The organism is Massilia sp. UYP32 (genome assembly GCF_050434365.1).
Taxonomy (GTDB): domain Bacteria; phylum Pseudomonadota; class Gammaproteobacteria; order Burkholderiales; family Burkholderiaceae_D; genus Telluria; species Telluria timonae.
Map to the genome: position 1 here is coordinate 99,904 of NZ_JBNDIK010000006.1, position 20,340 is coordinate 120,243.

At 68.0% G+C, this 20,340-nt stretch carries 15 protein-coding genes; 3 read left to right on the forward strand and 12 right to left on the reverse strand.

All coding sequences use genetic code 11. From position 1 onward, the window contains the following. Positions 1–29 precede the first annotated feature (29 nt). The 3 genes from ABIB42_RS06405 to ABIB42_RS06415 form a co-directional block, all read right to left on the reverse strand. Complete coding sequence (locus tag ABIB42_RS06405) at positions 30–2,279, reverse strand: TonB-dependent receptor (protein ID WP_429248089.1); 2,250 nt, start codon at positions 2,277–2,279, stop codon at positions 30–32. A gap of 287 nt (positions 2,280–2,566) precedes the next feature. Further along, positions 2,567–4,180 (reverse strand): methyl-accepting chemotaxis protein, encoded by a 1,614-nt coding sequence (locus ABIB42_RS06410; protein WP_184236076.1) that lies wholly within the window; start codon positions 4,178–4,180, stop codon positions 2,567–2,569. Positions 4,181–4,392: 212 nt separating this feature from the next. After that, a complete protein-coding gene (locus ABIB42_RS06415) occupies positions 4,393–5,997 on the reverse strand; it encodes a methyl-accepting chemotaxis protein (RefSeq protein WP_219864166.1) in 1,605 nt (534 codons plus the stop codon). A gap of 277 nt (positions 5,998–6,274) precedes the next feature. Here ABIB42_RS06415 and ABIB42_RS06420 point away from each other — a divergent pair, with 277 nt between their 5' ends. Together ABIB42_RS06420 and ABIB42_RS06425 are read left to right on the forward strand one after the other, a co-directional pair. After that, a complete protein-coding gene (locus tag ABIB42_RS06420; RefSeq protein WP_005670705.1) occupies positions 6,275–6,646 on the forward strand; it encodes a hypothetical protein in 372 nt (123 codons plus the stop codon). Positions 6,647–6,781: 135 nt separating this feature from the next. Further along, positions 6,782–7,426: a TetR/AcrR family transcriptional regulator gene (locus tag ABIB42_RS06425; RefSeq protein WP_429248090.1), complete on the forward strand. Its 645-nt coding sequence runs from the start codon at positions 6,782–6,784 to the stop codon at positions 7,424–7,426. Positions 7,427–7,462: 36 nt separating this feature from the next. Here ABIB42_RS06425 and lpdA read toward each other — a convergent pair whose 3' ends face one another. The 4 genes from lpdA to ABIB42_RS06445 are packed head-to-tail and all read right to left on the reverse strand — an operon-like array spanning position 7,463 to position 12,482. Then, entirely contained in the window at positions 7,463–8,857 is a 1,395-nt protein-coding gene (gene lpdA, locus ABIB42_RS06430; RefSeq protein ID WP_429248091.1) for a dihydrolipoyl dehydrogenase, read from the reverse strand. A gap of 4 nt (positions 8,858–8,861) precedes the next feature. Continuing rightward, positions 8,862–10,196, reverse strand: a complete 1,335-nt coding sequence (locus tag ABIB42_RS06435; protein ID WP_429248092.1) for a dihydrolipoamide acetyltransferase family protein — start codon at positions 10,194–10,196, stop codon at positions 8,862–8,864. A 4-nt stretch (positions 10,197–10,200) separates the two neighbouring features. Then, entirely contained in the window at positions 10,201–11,211 is a 1,011-nt protein-coding gene (locus tag ABIB42_RS06440; RefSeq protein ID WP_005670712.1) for an alpha-ketoacid dehydrogenase subunit beta, read from the reverse strand. Between the two features lie 38 nt (positions 11,212–11,249). Then, positions 11,250–12,482: a 3-methyl-2-oxobutanoate dehydrogenase (2-methylpropanoyl-transferring) subunit alpha gene (locus ABIB42_RS06445; protein WP_005670714.1), complete on the reverse strand. Its 1,233-nt coding sequence runs from the start codon at positions 12,480–12,482 to the stop codon at positions 11,250–11,252. A gap of 714 nt (positions 12,483–13,196) precedes the next feature. Here ABIB42_RS06445 and ABIB42_RS06450 point away from each other — a divergent pair. Continuing rightward, the gene (locus ABIB42_RS06450; protein ID WP_429248093.1) at positions 13,197–14,165 is read left to right on the forward strand and encodes a S41 family peptidase; all 969 of its coding nucleotides are present in this window, start codon (positions 13,197–13,199) and stop codon (positions 14,163–14,165) included. Here ABIB42_RS06450 and ABIB42_RS06455 read toward each other — a convergent pair. The 5 genes from ABIB42_RS06455 to hmgA all read right to left on the reverse strand — a co-directional run bounded on the left by ABIB42_RS06455 (position 14,162) and on the right by hmgA (position 20,163). Further along, positions 14,162–15,514, reverse strand: a complete 1,353-nt coding sequence (locus ABIB42_RS06455) for an amino acid permease (protein WP_429248094.1) — start codon at positions 15,512–15,514, stop codon at positions 14,162–14,164. The genes ABIB42_RS06450 and ABIB42_RS06455 overlap by 4 nt on opposite strands. Positions 15,515–15,773: 259 nt before the next feature. After that, on the reverse strand, positions 15,774–16,475 hold the full coding sequence (locus ABIB42_RS06460) for an MBL fold metallo-hydrolase (RefSeq protein WP_005670722.1): 702 nt from the start codon (positions 16,473–16,475) through the stop codon (positions 15,774–15,776). 59 nt (positions 16,476–16,534) lie between these two features. Continuing rightward, positions 16,535–17,341: a prolipoprotein diacylglyceryl transferase family protein gene (locus tag ABIB42_RS06465; protein WP_429248095.1), complete on the reverse strand. Its 807-nt coding sequence runs from the start codon at positions 17,339–17,341 to the stop codon at positions 16,535–16,537. A 68-nt stretch (positions 17,342–17,409) separates the two neighbouring features. Beyond that, on the reverse strand, positions 17,410–18,735 hold the full coding sequence (locus ABIB42_RS06470; RefSeq protein ID WP_429248096.1) for a hemolysin family protein: 1,326 nt from the start codon (positions 18,733–18,735) through the stop codon (positions 17,410–17,412). A gap of 120 nt (positions 18,736–18,855) precedes the next feature. Further along, positions 18,856–20,163: a homogentisate 1,2-dioxygenase gene (gene hmgA, locus ABIB42_RS06475; RefSeq protein ID WP_429248097.1), complete on the reverse strand. Its 1,308-nt coding sequence runs from the start codon at positions 20,161–20,163 to the stop codon at positions 18,856–18,858. Between the last annotated feature and the right edge of the window lie 177 nt (positions 20,164–20,340).

Genomic DNA, 20,340 nt, shown 5'->3' on the forward strand with positions numbered 1-20,340 from the left:
GGTGGGAAGCGTCGGAACGCGGCCCCGGGTCAGAATCGCCAATCCAGGCGCAGGTCGGCGGTGCGCGGCGCGGTCGGCGTGGCCATCCCGAAGCTGTCGATCAGCGACGGCCGCACCGAGTTCTCGAGATTGCGCACGCGCGCCAGCAGGCTCCAGTTCGCGGCCATCGGCTGGTAGCGCAGGGTGGCGTCGGTCGTGGTGTGGGCCGGTATACGGTATTCCAGCAGGTTGCTCGGGATCGTGATCGCGTATTCGGCGCTGCGGCGCGCGAACACGCCGGCATGCAACTGCCCGCCCAGGGCCTGGAAGCGGTGCTCGTAGCCCAGGGTGTAGACGTGGCTCGGCGTGCGGTCCAGCTTGCGGCCGGCCCAGGACACGCCGGCGGTCGGCCTGTAGACGGCGTAATGGGCGTCGAGGAAGGTGGCGCCGTAGCGCAGGCGGCCGTTGGCCCCGACCCGCAGCTCGCCGTCGAGTTCCAGGCCGCGCGAGCGGGCCTGGCCGGCATTGCCGGTCAGGAGGCGCGGCGCGCCCGAGACGATCGCATTGCTGCTCAGCTGCAGGTTGGTGTAGTCGTAGTAGAAGGCGGCGGCATTGAAGCTGAGGCGCCCGTCCAGCAGGCGCGACTTGAGGCCGGCCTCCCAGGCGCGCAATTCCTCGGGCTGGTAATACAGGTAATCCGGATCGACCGCGGCGGCGGCCGGGCAGGCGACGCCGCCAACGTCGGCGCCGGCCACGCAGCCGTCGTTGAAGCCGCCGGCCTTGTAGCCGGTCGCCAGGCTGCCGTACAGCAGCGTGGTCGGCGCCAGGTCGACTTCGACGCCCAGGCGCCAGGTGGTGCGCGCGGTGGACAGCGCGGCGGCGTTCGGCAGGCGGCGGTCGGTGGCCGGATTGAACACCGGTCCCTGCTGGAAGTCGGTCGAGCCGACGCGGTCCTTGTCGTCCTCGGTGCGGCGCGCGCCGGCGGTCAGGCGCAGCGCGTCCAGCACGCGCCAGGTCAGCTGGCCGAACACGGCGCGGCTTTCCGCCCGGGTGTGCAGCGGGAAGGAGTAATACGGCGGCAAACCGACCGGCCGCAGGCCCTGGAACGCATACGAGGTGTTCGAGTCTTCGCTGAAGTAGTACAGGCCGGCCTGGGCGCTGAGCGGACCGCTGCCATTGGTGGCGACGCGCAGCTCGTGCGAATCCTGTTCGTTGTGGCCGTCGTAGTCGTTGACCACGCCGAGGGCGACGGTCGGGGCAACGCGGTAATAGTAGTTCTGGCGGATCGCCTGGTCGAGCTTGCGGTGCGAACCCAGGTAATACACGGTGGCCGGACCCAGGTTCCAGCTCAGGTCGGCCGACAGGCCGCGTGCGCGGCGGTCGTGCCAGCCCTGCACCGGCGTCATGTTCGGCGGGCGGAAGCTGTTCGTCAGCCGCTCGTCGGTGGTGCTGTCGCGCCAGACCGGCCGGCCGCTGGCCACGCCGGTGAAGAAGTTGGTGTCGGGGACCATGCGGTCGTTATTGCCCTCGGTCTCGCCATGGTCGTAGCGCATCACCAGGGTGGCGTCGCGGTTGAGCTGGAGCCTGGCGCTCAGGCGCGCATCGCGTTCGTCGCGGTCCATCCCGGGGCGGTGCGGCGTGCCCTGGCCGTTCTTCAGGAACGGATCCTGGCGCATCTGGCTGACCGCGGCGCGCAGCGACAGCGCATCGTTGACGGGAACGTTGATCACGCCGTCGACCTTGCGCCTGCCGTAGGTGCCGGCCTCGAGGCCGAGCGCGCCTTCCAGGCGGTCGGTCGGCGCATTCGAGATCACGTTGACCAGGCCGGCGGTGGTATTGCGGCCGTACAGCGTGCCCTGCGGGCCGCGCAGCACTTCGATGCGGTCGACGTCGAGCAGGTTGGCGCTCTGGCCGGCCGGGCGGGCGATATAGACGCCGTCGAGCATGAAGGCGGCCGACGGGTCGCCCTTGTCAGTGGTGTCGTTGTTGCTGATGCCGCGGATCGTCACGCGCAGGCCCGAGAAGGCCTGGTCGATGTGCACGTTCGGCAGGCGCGGGCCGATATCGGCCGGGCTGATGGCGCCGAGGTCGCGCAGCTGTTCGCCGCTGACGACGCTGACCGCGACCGGGGTGCGCGACGCCAGCGCGGCGGTGCGCTGGGCGGTGACCACGACCTCCGGCACGGCCGAATCGTCATTTTGATTGGGGGGGACCTGCTGTGCGTGAGCGATGCTGCAGACGATGCCGGATACCGCCGCGACCAGCAGCTTCCGGGCTGGTCGGACCTGCTTTGCTTTCATGTAAAACTCCCTGTCTGGACCGATACTCACCCGTCCTGGGTAAGCCATCCTCAATTGTTCTATTTTGGCAAATAAAATTGCGACAGAGGATGCAAAGTCTGCCAGTCTAGCAGCACATGATTACAGGCAATAGGCCCGGAAAGAGATATTGAACAGAATGCGACGAGAATGCAACGCTCGCCTGTCGGGGGTCTGGTCAAGAAGCCAACGGAATGCGCCGGACAGTCTTGCGTGGGCTGCATCGCGCGGTCGGCCCCGGCAGCGCCGCGGACAGACCGCCGGCCCAGTCAGGCTGCCAGGACGGGACGCGCGGCAGGCGCGGCGCGGCGGGCATGCGGCGCCGCGGCGGCGCCTTGCTCCAGGCGGAAGGTGCCGACCACGGCCGACAGCTGCGCCGCCTGGTCGCGCATCGCATCGGCGGCCGCCGCCGCCTCTTCGACCAGGGCCGCGTTCTGCTGGGTCACCCGGTCCATCTCGACGATGGCGGTATTGACCTGTTCGATGCCGGCGCTCTGTTCCTCGCTGGCAGCGGCGATCTCGCCCATGATCACGGTTACTTGCTCGATGCTGTGGACGATCTGTTCCATGGTGGCGCCGGCGCGCGCCACCTGTTGCGTGCCCTGCTGGACCTGGCTCACCGAATCGTCGATCAGGCTCTTGATTTCCTTGGCGGCGGCGGCCGAGCGATGGGCGAGGGTGCGCACCTCGCCGGCGACGACCGCGAAGCCGCGGCCTTGCTCGCCGGCGCGGGCCGCCTCGACCGCCGCGTTCAGGGCCAGGATATTGGTCTGGAAGGCGATGCCGTCGATGACGCCGATGATGTCGACGATGCGCTGCGACGCGGCGTCGATGCGGCCCATGGTGCCGACCACGTCGGCCACCATCTTGCCGCCTTCGCCGGCCACGCCGGCGGCGTTGGCGGCCAGGCCGTTGGCGCGGCGCGCGTGTTCGGTGTTCTGGCGTACGGTCGAGGTGAGTTCTTCCATCGAGGCCGCGGTTTCTTCCAGCGAGCCGGCCTGCTGCTCGGTGCGGCTCGAGAGGTCCTGGTTGCCGCTCGCGATTTCGCCGGAAGCGGTGGCGATGGTGGCGGTGCCGTCGCGCACCTGGCCGACGATGGCGGCCAGGCTGGCGTTCATGCGCGACAGCGCCGCCATCAGCTGGCCGACCTCGTCGCCGCGCTCGAGCGCCTGGCGGCTGAATTGGCTGGTCAGGTCGCCGCCGGCCACGCGTTCGGCCACATCGAGCGCCTCGCGCAGCGGCGCCGTGATCGAGCGGCTGATGAACCAGGCGCAGGCGGCGCCCAGCAGCAGGGCCGCGCCACCCAGCGTGAACAGGATCACGCGGGTGCTGGCATAGGAGGCCAGGATCGACTGGGCGACGCCGTCGGCGGCGCTGATCTGCATGGCGGCGAACTTGTCGACCGTGGCCAGGTAGGACACGGTGCGCGGGCTCAGCTGCTCGCGGTAGATCGCGTCGAGACGGGCCTGGTCGCCTGCGCGCTTGGCCTGGAACAGGGCGTCGCGCGCGGCCATATACGCCAGGCGCTGTTCCTTGACGAGCATGAACTGCTCGCGCACGGCGGGATTGCGCAGCGACTCTTCGATCTCCTTTTGCAGCACGTTGGAGCGGCTGGTGATCGCCTGGCGGCGCGGGCCGATCACGTCGAGGATGCCGGCGTCGACCGCGTAATAGACGGTCTCGTTGATGGCGCTGTTGATCTCGATGTTGCGGCGCCATTCGGCGACGCTGCGCTGGTTCTTGATGCTGGTATTGACCAGGCGGTCGGTCAGGTCGGCCGCCGACTGCATGCGCGTCAGGGCGGTGGCGCTCATGGCGAGCAAGAGCACGAGAACGATGGCAAAGCCGATGCCCAGGCGGGCGCCGATATTGAGTTTTTTCACGAGGGTAGTTTCCAGGCGGCTTAGGGATCCAGGCTGACCGCGCACGCGGCCAGGCCGGACTGGCGCCCCGCATGCGCTCCCGTGAGGAAGCCCACATGCGGCGCCAGATCGAAGGCCCTCAGTATAACCCGCAAATCCAGCAAAGCAATTGCTGTGCGGCAAATTTGCAACATACGGGATTTCCGACGTTGCAATTGCGTGTACCCGGCTGGTCAGCTGAGTGCCGGCAGCGCGGCGCGCTCCTGCCGCTGTCGCGGCGCGGTCCTGGCGGCGTCACCGTTTCCGAGGCGGAAAGTGCCGACCACGGCCGACAGCTGCGCCGCCTGGTCGCGCATCGCATCGGCCGCGGCGGCCGCCTGTTCGACCAGGGCGGCATTCTGCTGGGTCACCCGGTCCATTTCGGCGATGGCGGTATTGACCTGCTCGATGCCGGCGCTCTGTTCCTCGCTGGCGGCGGCGATCTCGCCCATGATCACGGTCACCTGGCGGATGCCGTCCACGATCTGCCCCATGGTGGCGCCGGCGCGCGCCACCTGCTGCGTGCCTTGCTGGACCTGATGCACCGAGTCGTCGATCAGGCCCTTGATTTCCTTGGCGGCGGCCGCCGAGCGGTGGGCCAGGGTGCGCACCTCGCCGGCGACGACCGCGAACCCGCGCCCCTGTTCACCGGCGCGGGCCGCCTCGACCGCCGCGTTCAGGGCCAGGATATTGGTCTGGAAGGCGATGCCGTCGATCACGCCGATGATGTCGACGATGCGCTGCGACGACGCGTCGATGCGGCCCATGGTGCCGACCACCTCGTCGACCATCTTGCCGCCTTCGCCGGCGACGCCGGCGGCGCTGGCGGCCAGGCCATTGGCGCGGCGCGCGTGTTCGGTGTTCTGGCGCACGGTGGAGGTGAGTTCCTCCATCGAGGCCGCGGTTTCCTCGAGCGAACCGGCCTGCTGCTCGGTGCGGCTCGACAGGTCCTGGTTGCCGCTCGCGATTTCGCCGGACGCCTGCGCGATCGCCGCGCTGCCGTCGCGCACCTGGCCGACGATGGCGGCCAGGTTGGCGTTCATGCGGCCCAGCGCCTCCATCAGCTGCGCCACCTCGTCGCGGCCCTGCGCGTCGACCCGGCTGCCGAGGTCGCCGTCGGCCACGCGCTCGGCCACCTCGACCGCCTGGCGCAGCGGCGCCGTGATCGAACGGGTGATGAACCAGGCGAAGCCGGCGCCGAGGATGATCGCGGCCACGGCGAGCACCAGCAGGATGATGCGGGTCTCGGCGTAGGAGGTCAGGATGGTGGTGCCGACCGCGCCGGTGGCGGTGCTCTGGCGGTTGGCGAACTCTTCCAGCGCGGCTTCGAAGGCCCGGGCGCGCGGCACGAACTGGGCGTTATAGGCCTGTTCGAGGCGGGCCGGGTCGCCCGACAGCTTGGCTTCGAGCACGGCGTCGCGGGCGCCGTCATAGGCGCCGCGCAGTTCCTTGGCGCGGTCCAGGAAGACGCGCACCTTCATGTTGAGCAGGTTGGCGTCGACGTCGGCTTGCAGGGCTTCGGCCCGGCGCACGTTGTCGCGCAGGCGCGGCGCGAGTTGCGCGACCACGCCAACGTCGCCCGCATGGTAGACGGCGTCGATCAGGGCGTCATTGACCTCGACCGCCTTGCGCCATTCGGACACCGTCTGCTGGTTCTTGGTGCTGGTATTGACGAGGCGGTAGGTCAGGTCGCCGGCCGTCTGCATGCGGGTAAGCGAAGTGGCGGCCATGGCCAATAGCAGGGCAAGCACGACGGCAAAGGCAAGCCCCAGGCGGGCGCCTATCTTCAGGTTCTTCACTGGATCAGTCTTTCGTGGTTGGCGGCGCGACCGTCGAGCCGCTCGCGTGAAGCGAGACGGAGGCGGGGCCGATGCATAACAAGCATCAATCGAGATGCCGAAACCAATAGTGTATCGCAATAATCGGATGCGTGTTGCCGTGCAGCATCAATTTGTGACCAATCCGTATCGGAACAGTTGCACGCCCAGTCCTACAGGCTGCGAGGTCGCCCGCCTATTGCCGTCACGAGCCCACCGGCTAAGATGGGCCGACATGATTGAACATGAGGAGATCGCCATGTCGACGCACAACGAAAGCAAGGATGTGAAGGGACGCAGCTGGGATCAGGTGACCGACGGCACCACCAGCGCGGCGACGATGGGCGCCGGCGCGACCGGCGAGGTCGGCGCCAGCGCCGAGCGCAAGGATCCGGCCCAGCGCCAGGGCGATGGCGCAATGCAACAAGGCAGCCAGGGCAGTCAGGCCGGCCGCACCGACGACCTGCTGGCGGGTGGTTCGAACGACGAACAGTCCGACCAGGGCTTCCAGGGTGGGGCCAACCGCCAGTCGGGTCCTGCGGGGACGCTTCAGACTGCGGGCCAGACTGAGGCAGGCGCGGCCGATGCCGACGATGACGAGTACGACCAGGGGACGGCGCGGCGCGGTTAGTCGGCTGGATGCGTCAGGTGCGCAGCAGCGGTCGTTCGGCACAACGCCATGGCCGCCTCGCGCCGTCGGGCGGCGCGCTTACCGACATTCGTCGCTTTTTGATAACTTTCGGCAAGTTTGTGTCAAAATGTGGCGATGAACCACGAGCTTTCCAATATGCCCGCGCTGACGCGGTCCTACCGCGGCCAGTCGCAGGAGCAGCGCCGCGCCGAGCGCCGCGCCCGCCTGATCGAGGGCGCGATCGCCGTCTACGGCGAGCGCGGCTACCACCAGGCGACGGTGAAGGCGGTCTGCGAGGCGGCCGGCCTGACCGAACGTTATTTCTACGAGTCCTTCGCCAACAGCGAAGCGCTGCTGATCGATTCCTACAACACCGTCACTTACGCGGTGCTGGGCGAGATCCTGCGCGCCGGCGAAGCCGCCGGGCGCGGCCGGGTGGGGCGTTCGCGCGCCATGCTGCACGCCTATTTCGCGGCCCTGCAGCGCGAACCGCAGTCGGCGCGCGTGTTCCTGGTCGAGATCCGGGGCGTGAGCCGCGCCGTGGACCAGGCGTTCGACGCCTCGCTGCGCGCCATCGGCCGCGACGTCGCGCGCCTGCTGGGCTCGAGCGCCGCGAACGATGAGTTGCTGCAGGCGGGGGTGATCGGCGGGGTGATCCACATCGCCCTGCGCTGGATCGAGGACGGCTACCAGCCGCCGATCGAGCGCGCGGTCGAGACGGCGCTGCGCCTGGGCACGGCCCTGGCCGCGCCGCCGCGCAGGCGCGTCCGGCCGGCCTGAGCATGAACGCCGCCCCGAGCGGGGCGGCGCGCCGGTTCAGATGTGCAGGGCGTGGCCGAGCGCGCGCAGCGCGGCTTCCTGCACCGCTTCGCCCAGGGTCGGATGGGCGTGGATCGTGCGCGCGACGTCTTCCAGCTGGGCGCCCAGCTCGATCGACTGGGTGAAGCCGGCCGCCAGCTCCGACACGCCGACGCCCACCGCCTGCCAGCCGAGGATCAGGTGGTTGTCCTTGCGCGCGACCACGCGCACGAAGCCGTCCGTGCCCTCGATCGTCATCGCGCGGCCGTTGGCGCTGAACGGGAAGCTGGCCTGGATGGCGTCGATGCCGGCGGCTTGCGCCTCGGATGGCGACATGCCGGCCACGACGATCTCCGGGTCGGTGTAGCACACCGCCGGAATCGCCGCCGGCTGGAACCAGCGGCGCTTGCCGGCGATGATCTCGGCCACCATCTCGCCCTGGGCCATGGCGCGGTGGGCCAGCATCGGCTCGCCGGTGAGGTCGCCGATCGCCCACACATTGCGCATCGACGTGCGGCATTGCTCGTCGACCTTGATGGCGCGGCCCGCCATGTCGAGCATCAGGTTTTCGAGGCCCCAGCCGGTGGTCGCCGGCTTGCGGCCGACGGCCACCAGCACCTTGTCGGCTTCCAGGTAGGCCTCGACGCCGGATGCGTCGCGCACTTTCACCCGTTCGCCCTCCATCCCCAGCACCGAGGTCGCCAGGCGCAGCTCGACCCCGAGTCGTTCGAGCGACCTCGCCACCGGCTTGACCAGGTCGGCGTCGTAGGCCGGCAGGATGCGCTCGGCCGCTTCGACCACCGTCACCTGGCTGCCCAGCTTGCGGTAGGCCGTGCCCAGCTCGAGACCGATGTAGCCGGCGCCGACCACCACCAGGCGGCGCGGCACACTGTCCTGGGCCAACGCCTCGGTGGAGGAGATCACCGGCCCACCGAACGGCATGAACGGCAGCTCGACCGCCTGCGAACCGCTGGCCAGCAGCAGGTGTTCGCAGCGGATGCGCACCGTTTCCTGGCCGTCGGCCTCGACTTCGACGGTCTTGCCGTCCAGGACCCGCGCCCAGCCGTGCACCACGCGCACGCCCTGTTTCTTCAGCAGGGCGCCGACGCCGCCGGTCAGGCGCTTGACGATGCCGTCCTTCCAGGCCACGGTGCGCGCCAGGTCGATCCTGGCGCTGTCCACGGTGATCCCGAGCGGCGACTCCTGGGCCGCGTAGGTGGCGGCCTTGTGGAACTCGTCGGCGGCGTGGATCAGCGCCTTCGACGGGATGCAGCCGACGTTCAGGCAGGTGCCGCCGGGGTTCGCGCCCTCGACCACGATGGCCGGGATGCCCAGCTGGCCGGCGCGGATGCCGGCCACGTAGCCGCCGGGACCGCCGCCGATGATCAATAATGTCGTGTTGATCGTCTCCATCGGCTCACTCCACGAACAGGGTTGCAGGGAACTCGAGGTAGCCGCGGATCGCCTGCACGAACTGGGCCGCGACCATGCCGTCGATCACGCGGTGGTCGAACGAGGACGACAGGTTCATCATCTTGCGCGCCACCATGGCGCCATCCCTGATCACCGGTCGGTCGACGATGCGGTTGACGCCGACGATGGCGACTTCGGGGCGATTGATCACCGGCGTGGTGACGATGCCGCCCAGGGCGCCCAGGCTGGTGATGGTGATGGTGGAGCCGGTGAGTTCGTCGCGCGTGGCCTTGCCATTGCGGGCGGCGTCGGCCAGGCGCGCGATCTCGGCCGCGCTCGACCACGGGTCGCGCGACTCGGCGTGGCGCACCACCGGCACCATCAGGCCGTTGTCGGTCTGGGCCGCGATGCCGATATGGGCTGCGTCATAGGTGGTGAGCAGATTGTGCTCGTCGTCGTAGCGCGCGCTCATCATCGGGAACTCGCGCAGGGCCAGCACCACGGCGCGCATCAGCAGCGGCAGCAGGGTGAGTTTGCCGCGCTCCGCCCCGTAGCGGGCGTTGAGCTGCAGGCGCAGCGCTTCGAGTTCGGTGACGTCGACTTCTTCCACATAGGTGAAGTGCGGGATGTTGCGCTTGGCTTCCTGCATCTTCTCCGCGATCTTGCGGCGCAGGCCAATCACTTGCGTCGCATGTTCGCCATGCTGCTCGGCGTAGCGTTCATCGGGGCCGCCATTGGCCGCGCCGCCGCGGTGGCCGGCCACGTGGGCGTCGAGGTCGGCGTGGGTGATGCGGCCCGCCGGGCCGCTGCCGGCCACGAACTGCAGCTCGACGCCCAGGTCCCAGGCGCGCTGGCGCACGGCCGGCGCGGCCAGCGGTTTGTCGCCCTCGGCGCGCAGTAGCGGCGCGCTCCTGGAAACCGGCGCCGGCCGGGAGGCCGGGGCAGAGACAGGAGCAGAGGCGGACCCCGATGCTTCGTTGGCCGCCACGGCTTCGAGCTGCGGCTCGGCCACTTCTTCGGCTGGCGCGGCGGCGGCGGCGGCGGTGACCGGTTCCTGGCCGGCCCTGGGCGCGCCCTTGTCCTTCAGGTTGCCGGCGCCGTCGACCTCGAGGCGGATCAGTTCCGCGCCAACGGCGAGCGACTGGCCGATCGCGCCGCCCAGGCTCGTGATGGTGCCCGCGACCGGCGACGGGATCTCGACCGTCGCCTTGTCGGTCATGACGTCGGCCAGCACCTGGTCTTCTTTTACGACGTCGCCTGGTTGGACGTGCCAGGCCACCACTTCGACTTCGGCGATGCCTTCGCCGAGGTCGGGCATCTTGATGACGTGAATACCCATCGGATCAACCCTCCATCACGCGTTTCAGGGCCGCGCCGACACGGTCGGGACCCGGGAAATAAGCCCATTCCTGCGCATGCGGATACGGGGTGTCCCAGCCGGCGACGCGCCCGATCGGCGCTTCGAGCTGGTAGAAGCAGTGCTCTTGCACCAGCGCCGCCAGTTCGGCGCCGAAGCCGCTGGTCTGCGTCGCTTCGTGTACGATCACGCAGCGGCCGGTCTTCTTGACCGAGGCGACGATGGTGCCCAAGTCGAGCGGCCAGATGCTGCGCAGGTCGATCACCTCGGCATCGACGCCGGACTCGCGCGCCGCCGCTTCGGCGACCCAGACCATGGTGCCGTAGGCCAGCACGGTGACGTCATTGCCGGGGCGGACGATGGCAGCTTTATCCAGGTCGACGGTGTAGTAGCCCGTTGGGACTTCGCCCTTCGGATGGCCGGACCAGGGCACGACCGGACGGTCGTGGTGGCCGTCGAACGGCCCATTGTAAAGACGTTTCGGTTCCAGGAAGATCACCGGATCGTCGTTCTCGATCGAGGCGATCAGCAGGCCCTTGGCGTCGTACGGGTTCGAGGGCATCACGGTGCGCAGGCCGCACACGTGGGTGAAGAAGGCTTCGGGGCTCTGGCTGTGGGTCTGGCCGCCGTAGATGCCGCCGCCGCAGGGCATGCGGATCACCATCGACGCCGTGAATTCGCCGGCCGAGCGATAGCGCAGGCGCGCCGCCTCGGACACGATCTGGTCGGTCGCCGGATAAAAATAGTCGGCGAACTGGATCTCGACCACCGGGCGCAGGCCATAGGCGGCCATGCCGACCGCGGTGCCGACGATGCCGCCTTCCGAGATCGGCGCGTCGAACACGCGCGACTTGCCGTACTTTGCTTGCAGCCCGTCGGTGACGCGGAACACGCCGCCAAAGTAGCCGACGTCCTGGCCATACACCACGACGTTGTCGTCGCGTTCCATCATCACGTCCATGGCCGAACGCAGGGCCTGGATCATGGTCATCGACATCGATGCGATGTCCTTGGGTTGATCGTCTCGTGCCATCCTCATACTCCCAACTGCTGACGCTGACGGCGCAGGTGCTCCGGCATGTCTTTATAAACGTCCTCGAACATGGTCGCGGCGCTCGGCGCGCGCTCGTCGCCCAGGGTGCCGTGGCTTTCGGCTTCCTTCTGCGCGGCCAGCACTTCGGCTTCGAGCTCGGCGTGCACGGCCTCGTGCTCGGCATCCGACCACCAGCCCAGATTCGTCAGGTACTGGCGCAGGCGCGCGATCGGGTCGCCCAGCGGGAAGCGGGCATAGTCGTCGGCCGGACGGTAGCGCGATGGATCGTCCGAGGTCGAGTGCGGGCCGCCGCGGTAGGTGACCCATTCGATCAGGGTCGGACCGAGATTGCTGCGCGCTCTTTCGGCGGCCCAGCGCGAGGCCGACAGCACGGCCAGGAAGTCGTTGCCGTCCACGCGCAGCGAGGCGATGCCGCTGCCGATGCCGCGGGTGGCGAAGGTCACGCTCTCGCCGCCGGCGATCGCCTGGAAGCTCGAGATCGCCCACTGGTTGTTGACCACGTTGAGGATGACCGGCGCGCGGTACACATGGGCAAAGGTGAGGGCGGTCGAGAAATCGGATTCGGCGGTGGCGCCGTCGCCGATCCAGGCCGACGCTATTTTCGTGTCGCCCTTGATGCTTGACGCCATGGCCCAGCCCACCGCTTGCGGGTACTGGGTGGCGAGGTTGCCGGAAATGGTGAAGAAGCCGGCCTCGCGCACCGAATACATCACGGGCAGCTGGCGGCCCTTGAGCGGATCGCGCTCGTTGGACAGCAGCTGGCAGATCATGTCGACCAGCGGTACCTGGCGCGCCATCAACAGGCTTTGCTGGCGGTAGGTCGGGAAATTCATGTCGCCGTCGCGCAGGGCGAGGGCGTGGGCGGTGCCGATCGCCTCTTCGCCGAGCGAGACCATGTAGAACGACATCTTCTTCTGGCGCTGGGCGATCACCATGCGCGCGTCGAAGATGCGGGTCTTCATCATGGTGCGCAAGCCGAAGCGCAGCAGCTCGCGGTCGGGTTCCTCGGCCCAGGGGCCGACGGCGTTGCCGTGCTCGTCGAGCACGCGGATCAGTTGTTGGGCGATGTCGCTTGTCTCCAATGGAGCGACATCGATCGGTGGACGCCGGACCGAACCGGCAGCGCTCACCTGGAGAAACGAAAAATCGGTCTTGCAGCCCGGGCGGCCGGTAGGCTCCGGTACGTGCAGCGACAGAGGATTGCTCTGGCTCATATTATGCTTTCCCTTTTGAGGTGTTTTGCAGCAAGAGGCATCATAGACCTTTACTTGACGTTTACGTCAACTGCGCGAAACTATTTTCATATTGCTGTGCACCATAGAAAGCCGCCATTGCTTGCCATTGCGGGTGGCGTTGCCTGGATTGGCGCGACTGCGGCGGTTCATGCGGCATGGGTGCGCCGCACAGCGCGCGGGTGCACGGATGACAATAGAGCATTGAGCGGGCAGGTCGTTGGGCTTGGCTAAACGGACGCAAGCATATGGGTGCCCGGGCGGCGTTTGGCCGCATTCGTCGCACCATCGTGCATTTCGTCGCAAACCGCATGCCGTGCAGAAGGGGCGGCGCTAGCATCGTGCATTCGCGATGAGCTGACCGACAGGACCATTGAAAGCACGCATGCATCCACGACTGCTGTCCACGATTTCCCGATTTAGCCCGCTACTGGCGACCTTCTTCCTTGCCTGCGGGCCGGCGGCTGCGGCGGATGGTGCGCCGCAACCCATCAGCGCGGCGCAGTTTCGCGAGGATATCGCCTTCGTTCGCGCCATGATCGCGCGCATGCATCCGGATCCCGGCTTCTCGACCGACCCGCCGGCCGTGCACCGCGCGCTCGACCGATCGCGCACGAGGCGCCATCCACCCTCACGCGCGACGAGGCCTGGCGGCGCCTGGCCTCGGTCAATGCGCTGCTGGCCGACGGTCACTTCTTGATCGGCTATCCGGACTGGCGCAAGGAAACGCGTGCGTGGCTGGCGCAGGGCGGCGGCCTGTTTCCGGTCGAGGTGAACGTCGATCCGGATGGCGCACTCCATCTGTCGGCAGCGCCGGCCCGGGTGGTCTCGGTCAATGGCGTGGCCGCAGGGGAACTCGTGTCGACCCTGTCGCCCATGGTGCACGGCGATACGCCGCGATTCCGGGCAAACCTGCTGGGCCAGCGCTGGTGGCTGTACTACTGGAAGAGGTTTGGCGCTCCCGAGGCCTACGAACTGGTGCTGGAAGAGGAGGGCGTGCGGCGCACGGTCACGATGTCCGCACGACGCACGCTCCCGCGCGTCCTGGAGCAGGAGGCACGGCAACCATTCGATCTCGCGATTGACCGGGATGGCCGCGCGGTGCTGACGGTCGACACCTTCGGCCTGGCCGATCCCGCGTCATTCCTGGCGTTTACGCGCGACGCGTTCGCCCGTATTCGCGCCGAGGGCGTGACCAGCCTGGTGATCGACGTCAGCAAGAACGGTGGAGGAGACGACGTGGTGTGGCTGGACGGCTTGATGCCGTATCTGGCCACGCAACCCTATCGGACCGGCTCGAGTTACCGCGGCCTGGCGCGTGCCCCGGCGGGCGCGCCGGCCAAGCCCATGCAGGGAGAGATCGCGACCTGGCGCCAGCCGCAGCCGGATAATCCGCTGCGCTTCGCGGGCAAGACCTATGTGCGTATCGGGCCTGGAACGTATTCGTCCGCCATCCTGTTCGCCAACGTGATGCACGATTTCGGCTTCGCGACCCTGGTCGGCGCGGGCGGCGCCGCCAGGCGCTCGCAATCGGGCGGTATCCGCGACGTCGCGCTGCCGCATACGGGCCTCGCGCTGACCCTGCCGCGCTTCATCCTCGACCCGCCTTCCGGTCGTGCGCCGGAGTCGCTTCTCGAAGAGAATGCGGCAGGTTGGGACAACTAGCGGGTCTTGCGCCGCTCGCGCAGCCAGTAGCCCACGCCGAGCACCGCCAGCCATACCGGAATCAGGAATACCGAGATGCGCAGGCCGGGCGTGAGCAGCATCACGATCAGCAAGAGGGCGACGAATCCCAGGCAGACGTAGTTCGACAGCGGGAACCAGGGGCTGCGGAAGCTCGTCGTCGCGCCGAGCTGGTCCTTGCTGCGTCGAAAACGCAGGTGGCTCCACGAGATCATGGCCCAGTTGAGGACCAGGGCGGTCGTGGCCAGCGTCATCACCATGCCCAGCGCCTCGCGCGGCAGGAAGTAATTGATCAGGATCGCCGAGCCGGTCGCCACGGCCGACACGCCCAGCGCCACCAGCGGCACGCCGCGCCGGTTGGTGTACTTCAGCGACGCCGGCGCGTTGCCCTGTTCGGCCAGGCCGAACAGCATGCGGCTGTTGGCGTACACGCAGCCGTTGTACACCGACAGCGCGGCGGTCAGCACGACCAGGTTGAGGACGTTGGCGACCCAGCCGCTGTCGAGCGCCTGGAAGATCAGGACGAAGGGGCTGCCGCCGGTGACCACCTTTTGCCACGGGTACAGCATCAGGAGCACGGCCAGCGCGCCGATGTAGAAGATCAGGATCCGGTACAGCGCGTTGTTGGTGGCGCGCGGGATCGTGCGCGCCGGGTCGTCGGCTTCGGCGGCGGTGATGCCGATCAGCTCCAGGCCGCCAAAGGAGAACATGATCACCGCCATCGCCATCGCGAGGCCGGCCACGCCGTGCGGGAAGAAGCCGCCGTGCTGCCACAGATTGGCCACGCCGGCCTCGGGGCCGGCGCCGCCGCCCACCAGCAGGTAGATGCCGAACACGATCATGCCGACCACCGCGACCACCTTGATCACGGCGAACCAGAATTCCATTTCGCCGAAGGCCTTCACGTTGAGCAGGCTGATGCAGTTGACCAGCACGAAGAAGCCGAGCGCCGAGACCCAGGTCGGCAGGTCCGGGAACCAGTACTGCATATAGATGCCGAGCGCGGTCAGCTCGGCCAGGCTGACGAGGATGTACATCACCCAGTAGTTCCAGCCCGAGACGAAGCCGGCCCAGCGCCCGCAATACTTGTCGGCGAAGTGGCTGAAGGAACCGGCCACCGGCTCGTCGACGATCATTTCGCCGAGCTGGCGCATGATCAGGAAGGCGACCGCGCCGGCGATCGCATAGCCCAGCAGCACCGAGGGGCCGGCCATCTGGATGGTGGAGGCGATGCCGAGGAACAGGCCGGTGCCGATGGCGCCGCCGAGGGCGATCAGCTGGATGTGGCGGTTCTTCAGCCCGCGCTTGAGTTCGTTGTGCCCGTCGGCCATGGTCCGTCTCGTGGTCTTGCCAGAAAGACAGGGATTCTACTGCATCCTTTGGGCCAGGCAAACCTGCGCCGCGAAGTGCGGGCTCGGGCTATGCTGGCGGCAACGGCATGTCGCCGATCACCAACGAGGAGAAACCATGCGCAAGATGATCATGATGGCCCTGGCCGGGCTGATCTGGAAACAGTTTCAAACGAAGGTAATGAAGCGTCCACCGGCGCCCAAGCGCACCTGGCGCTACTGATCCGTCGCGTTTAATCCGTCATACGCTGTGCGGCAGGCCGAGGTTGCGGTTTGCCGGCACGGCGACGTCCATCATGCGCGGGCGCGGCAGGTCGAGCGCGGCCATCAGCGCGATGAAGTCGTCGCGGCTGCGGTTGGCCAGGCGCGCATTGTGGCGCCGCTCCCAGCCGATGGTCGACACCGACTGGCCCTTGTAGTCGTGGCCCGGCCACACCCGCACGTGGTCGTCCAGGGCGAACAGCTTGCGCGTGACGCTGTCGTACAGGCTCTCCGAACTGCCGCTCTGGAAGTCGGTGCGGCCGCAGCCGTCGATGAGCAGGGTGTCGCCGGTGAACAGATTGCCGCGCCACAGATAGCACATGCTGCCGGCCGTGTGGCCGGGCGTATGGATCACCGCGATGTGCTCGTGCAGGCCGAAGCGGACCTGGTCGCCATCTTGCAGCTGGACTTCGGCCGGCGGGATGTCGCAGCCGCTCGGCACGCAAGCCTTGGCTCCCGTCTGCGCGCGCAGGCGGCCGGCCGAGGTCACGTGGTCGGCATGGGCATGGGTTTCCAGCACGTGGGTCAGGCGCAGGCCGAGGCGCTCGACATGCGCCAGGTCGCGTGTGAAATGGCGGTCGACCGGGTCGATGATGACGGCATCAATGCTGCCCGGCGCGGCCAGAATATAGGTGAAGGTCGACGATTCGGCGTCGAACAGCTGGATCGGATTGACTTGCATGGATAGCTCCTCGGTTGCCGCGCTGTTGTACCACAAGTCGCCGGCGGCGGGTAGGCGCTTCAGGGCCGCAGGCTGGCCAGCTTGTCCTTCAGCGTCGCCTCCGACAGCTCGCCGACGTGACGCAGGCGCAGCTTGCCGTCGGCATCGTAGAACAGGGTGGTGGGATAGCCGGCGGCGCCGGTGCGCGCCGCGACCTGGCCGGCCGGATCGATCACGACGTTCTGCAGGCGCAGCTGCTGGGTGGCCAGGAAACGCCGCACCACCACGCTGGATTCGCCCTGGTTGACGAACACGAAGCCGATGTCCGGGTTGGCCTGCTGCGCCGCCTGCATGGCGGGCATCTCGCGCCGGCACGGTGGACACCAGGTGGCCCACAGGTTGACCACCAGCGGGCGCCCCGCCAGGCTTCGCAGCGGCACCTCGCTGCCGTCGAGCCGGCGCACCATCAGGTCGGGCATCGGCGGACGCGGCGGCGCCAGCGCCTGGGCCGCCACCAGCCCGCCGATCCAGACCGCGCCGCCGGCCAGCACGCTGGCCAGCAGCGGACGGCGCAATTCGGCGCGGCGCCGGGTCAGTTCGGCGCCGATCACGCAGGCGACGATCAGGCCGGCCACCGGCTCGAAGCCGCCGTCGCGGATGTCCAGCGCGCTCCATGGCGCCTTGATGTAGATGTCGTGGTGCTTGAGGACGAACACGGCGCGCGCGGCGACGAAGCCCGCCACGATCATCCGCCACAGCACCGTGCCGGCGTCATGGCCGCGCCGGCGGCGCAACCAGTCAGCCGTGGTGGTCGCCGCCAGCAGGGCCAGCACGACCAGCGCCGCCGACAGGGGAATGATGAGGGGGCCGAGCCTGACGACGTCCATGCCGATCCTTGTGCGGTTCAAAGCATGAGAGTATACGTGGATGCCGGGCGCGGCGTGCGAGCGACTGATCAGGTCTCTTCGGCGACCGGTTCCGGCGCGGGCAGCTGCGCCACCAGGATGCGGTCGATGCGGTTGCCGTCCATGTCGACCACCTCGATCCGGTAGCCGTCCCATTCGAAGAACTCGGACGTCTTGGGGATGTAGCCGAACTGGTACAGCACGAAGCCGGCCAGCGTGTGGTACGCCCCGGTGCCTTCGTCCGGGAAGCGCACGTCGGTGTTCATCAGGTCGCGGAAGCGGTCGAGGTCCACGCCGCCGTCGAGCAGCCAGCTGCCGTCCTGGCGCTGCACCGCGTCGGGATCGTTCTCTTCGCCGATCACGGTGACGTCGCCCACCAGGGCGCTCATCACGTCGGACAGGGTGACCATGCCCTGGATGTCGCCGTACTCGTCGACGATCAGGGCCAGTTCGGCGCGGTTCTTCTTGAACAGCTCGAGCAGCACCATCGCGCTCACGGTCTCGGGCACGAACAGCAGATCGGACACCGCATCCTCGATGTTCACCGCCTCGAGCGAGCCATGGCGCACCGACTGCGCCAGCAGGTCGCGCACCTTCACGTAGCCCAGGATCTGGGCGCGGTCGCCGCGGTACACGGGGAAGCGGCTGTAGGTGTGGCAGCTGATCAGCTCCAGGATGTCGCGCCGCTGGGCATCGAGGTCGATCATGACGAGGTCGACCCGCGGCGTCATGAGCGCCTTCAGGTGGCGATCGTCCAGGCGCAGCGCGCGCGAGACGATGTCGTACTCGGTCTTTTCGAACAGGCCGGCGTCGGTGCCTTCCTTGAACATGCCCGTGATGTCTTCCTCGGTCGGCGCTTCTTCCTTGGCGTCGTGGATGCCGAACAGGCGCACGATCGCCTCGGTGGTCAGCGACAGCACCTTGACGAACGGCGACATGATCACCGACAGCATGTTGAGCGGCGGGGCGATCAGGGTCGCCATCGTCTCCGGATGGCGCATCGCGATGCGCTTGGGGACCAGCTCGCCCAGGACGATGGAGACGAAGGTGATCGCCAGCACCACCACGAACAGCGCGATCTCGTAGGCGTAGGGCGCCAGGAAGCCGATGGTCTCGATCTGCGGCGTCAGGCGCGACACCAGCGAGGCTTCGCCGAAGGCGCCGGTGAAGATGCCGATCAGGGTGATGCCCACCTGGACGGTGGACAGGAAATGGCTGGGATTGTCGGCCAGCGCGATCGCGGTGCGGGCGCCGCGGCTGCCTTCTTCGGCGCGCCGTTCCAGGCGCATGCGCTTGGCGGAGACGAGCGCGAGTTCGCTCATCGCGAACACCCCGTTCAGCAGGATGAGAACGAGGATGATCAATATGTCTGACATGCTGGGCTCTTGCCCCATGACCGGTCGTGCCGGGCCGTGGCCGGGCAGGCCACCATGGCCTGCCCGCGAATCATGGCATAAATGACAAAATCCGGGAACACCGCTGCGTGCGCCGGCGCCTCAAGGCTCGAGACGGAAGTGCTTGCGGATGCCGGCCCAGCACTGCTGGTAATCGCCCTGCAGCTGGGGCGAGGCCAGCGCCTGCGCCGTCGGCGCCAGGGCGGCGCGGGTCTCGAACATGAAGGCCATGGTGTCGCCCACCTTGTGCGGACGGCTGGTATCCAGGTTGCTGGCCTTGTCGAAGGTGGCGGCGTCCGGGCCATGCCCGCTCATGCAGTTATGGATGCTGGCGCCGCCCGGCACGAAGCCCTCGGCCTTGGCGTCGTAGGCGCCGTGGATCAGGCCCATGAATTCGCTGGCCACGTTGCGGTGGAACCAGGGCGGGCGGAAGGTGTCCTCGGCCGCCAGCCAGCGCGGCGGGAAGATCACGAAGTCGATCGTGTCCACGCCCGGCGTGTCCGACGGCGACTGCAGCACCAGGAAGATCGACGGATCGGGGTGGTCGTAGCTGATCGAGCCGATCGTATTGAAGTGGCGCAGGTCGTATTTATAAGGCGTGTAGTTGCCGTGCCAGGCCACGACGTCCAGCGGCGAGTGGCCGATCGGGGCGCGCCACAAGCGGCCTCCAAACTTGCTCACCAGTTCGAAGTCGCCTTCCAGGTCTTCGTAGCGCGCGGTCGGCGCCAGGAAGTCGCGCGGGTTGGCCAGGCCGTTGGAACCGAGCGGGCCGAGGTCGGGCAAACGCAGGAGGGCGCCGAAGTTTTCGCAGATATAGCCGCGCGCCGCGCCGTCGGGGAGCAATACCTGGAAGCGCACGCCGCGCGGGATCACGGCGATTTCCTGCGGCTCCACCTCCAGCAGGCCCAGCTCGGTCGCGATCGACAGCCGGCCAGATTGTGGTACGAGCAACAATTCCCCGTCCGCGTTATAGAAATAGCGGCCATCCATGCCGCGATTGGCCGCGTACAGATGGATGGCGCAGCCGCTCATCGACTCGGGCGAGCCGTTGCCGGCCATGGTCACCCAGCCGTCGATGAAATCGGTCGGAGCATGAGGCATCGGCAAAGGGCTCCAGCGCAGCTGGTTCGGCGGCACCGGCGTATCGAAACGGCCCACCAGGCGCGGGGCGTCCAGCGGCGCGAAGCTGCCGTGCACCGCCGCCGGACGGATGCGGTACAGCCACGAGCGCCGGTTATGGCTGCGCGGGGCGGTGAAGGCGGTGCCGGACAGCTGCTCGGCGTACAGGCCATAGGCCACGCGCTGCGGTGAATTGCGGTGCCGGGGCAGGGCGCCGGGCAGGGCTTCGGTGGCGAACTCGTTGCCGAAACCGCTCATATAGGCTGACGAATGGCCGGGCTCGTGGCTCATGGGGTCTCCTGGACGGTGGATAGCATCTTCGATGGCGCCACTCTAGAATAATCCGCCATGTTTTACGAGATGAATAGATAAATGTAGACTATTTATATCATCAATATTACTGTCGGGCGAGTACCGGGATGTGGACAATGCGTGTCACGCCGGTCCGGCCGGCAGCCCGGGAAATCC

Coding starts and splice junctions, on each gene's coding strand:
- ABIB42_RS06405 (WP_429248089.1), bottom strand. CDS start 2,279: ATGAAAGCAAAGCAGGTCCGACCAGCCCGGAAGCTGCTGGTCGCGGCG.
- ABIB42_RS06420 (WP_005670705.1), top strand. CDS start 6,275: ATGTCGACGCACAACGAAAGCAAGGATGTGAAGGGACGCAGCTGGGAT.
- ABIB42_RS06425 (WP_429248090.1), top strand. CDS start 6,782: ATGAACCACGAGCTTTCCAATATGCCCGCGCTGACGCGGTCCTACCGC.
- lpdA (WP_429248091.1), bottom strand. CDS start 8,857: ATGGAGACGATCAACACGACATTATTGATCATCGGCGGCGGTCCCGGC.
- ABIB42_RS06435 (WP_429248092.1), bottom strand. CDS start 10,196: ATGGGTATTCACGTCATCAAGATGCCCGACCTCGGCGAAGGCATCGCC.
- ABIB42_RS06440 (WP_005670712.1), bottom strand. CDS start 11,211: ATGTCGATGACCATGATCCAGGCCCTGCGTTCGGCCATGGACGTGATG.
- ABIB42_RS06445 (WP_005670714.1), bottom strand. CDS start 12,482: ATGAGCCAGAGCAATCCTCTGTCGCTGCACGTACCGGAGCCTACCGGC.
- ABIB42_RS06455 (WP_429248094.1), bottom strand. CDS start 15,514: ATGGCCGACGGGCACAACGAACTCAAGCGCGGGCTGAAGAACCGCCAC.
- ABIB42_RS06460 (WP_005670722.1), bottom strand. CDS start 16,475: ATGCAAGTCAATCCGATCCAGCTGTTCGACGCCGAATCGTCGACCTTC.
- ABIB42_RS06465 (WP_429248095.1), bottom strand. CDS start 17,341: ATGGACGTCGTCAGGCTCGGCCCCCTCATCATTCCCCTGTCGGCGGCG.
- ABIB42_RS06470 (WP_429248096.1), bottom strand. CDS start 18,735: ATGTCAGACATATTGATCATCCTCGTTCTCATCCTGCTGAACGGGGTG.
- hmgA (WP_429248097.1), bottom strand. CDS start 20,163: ATGAGCCACGAGCCCGGCCATTCGTCAGCCTATATGAGCGGTTTCGGC.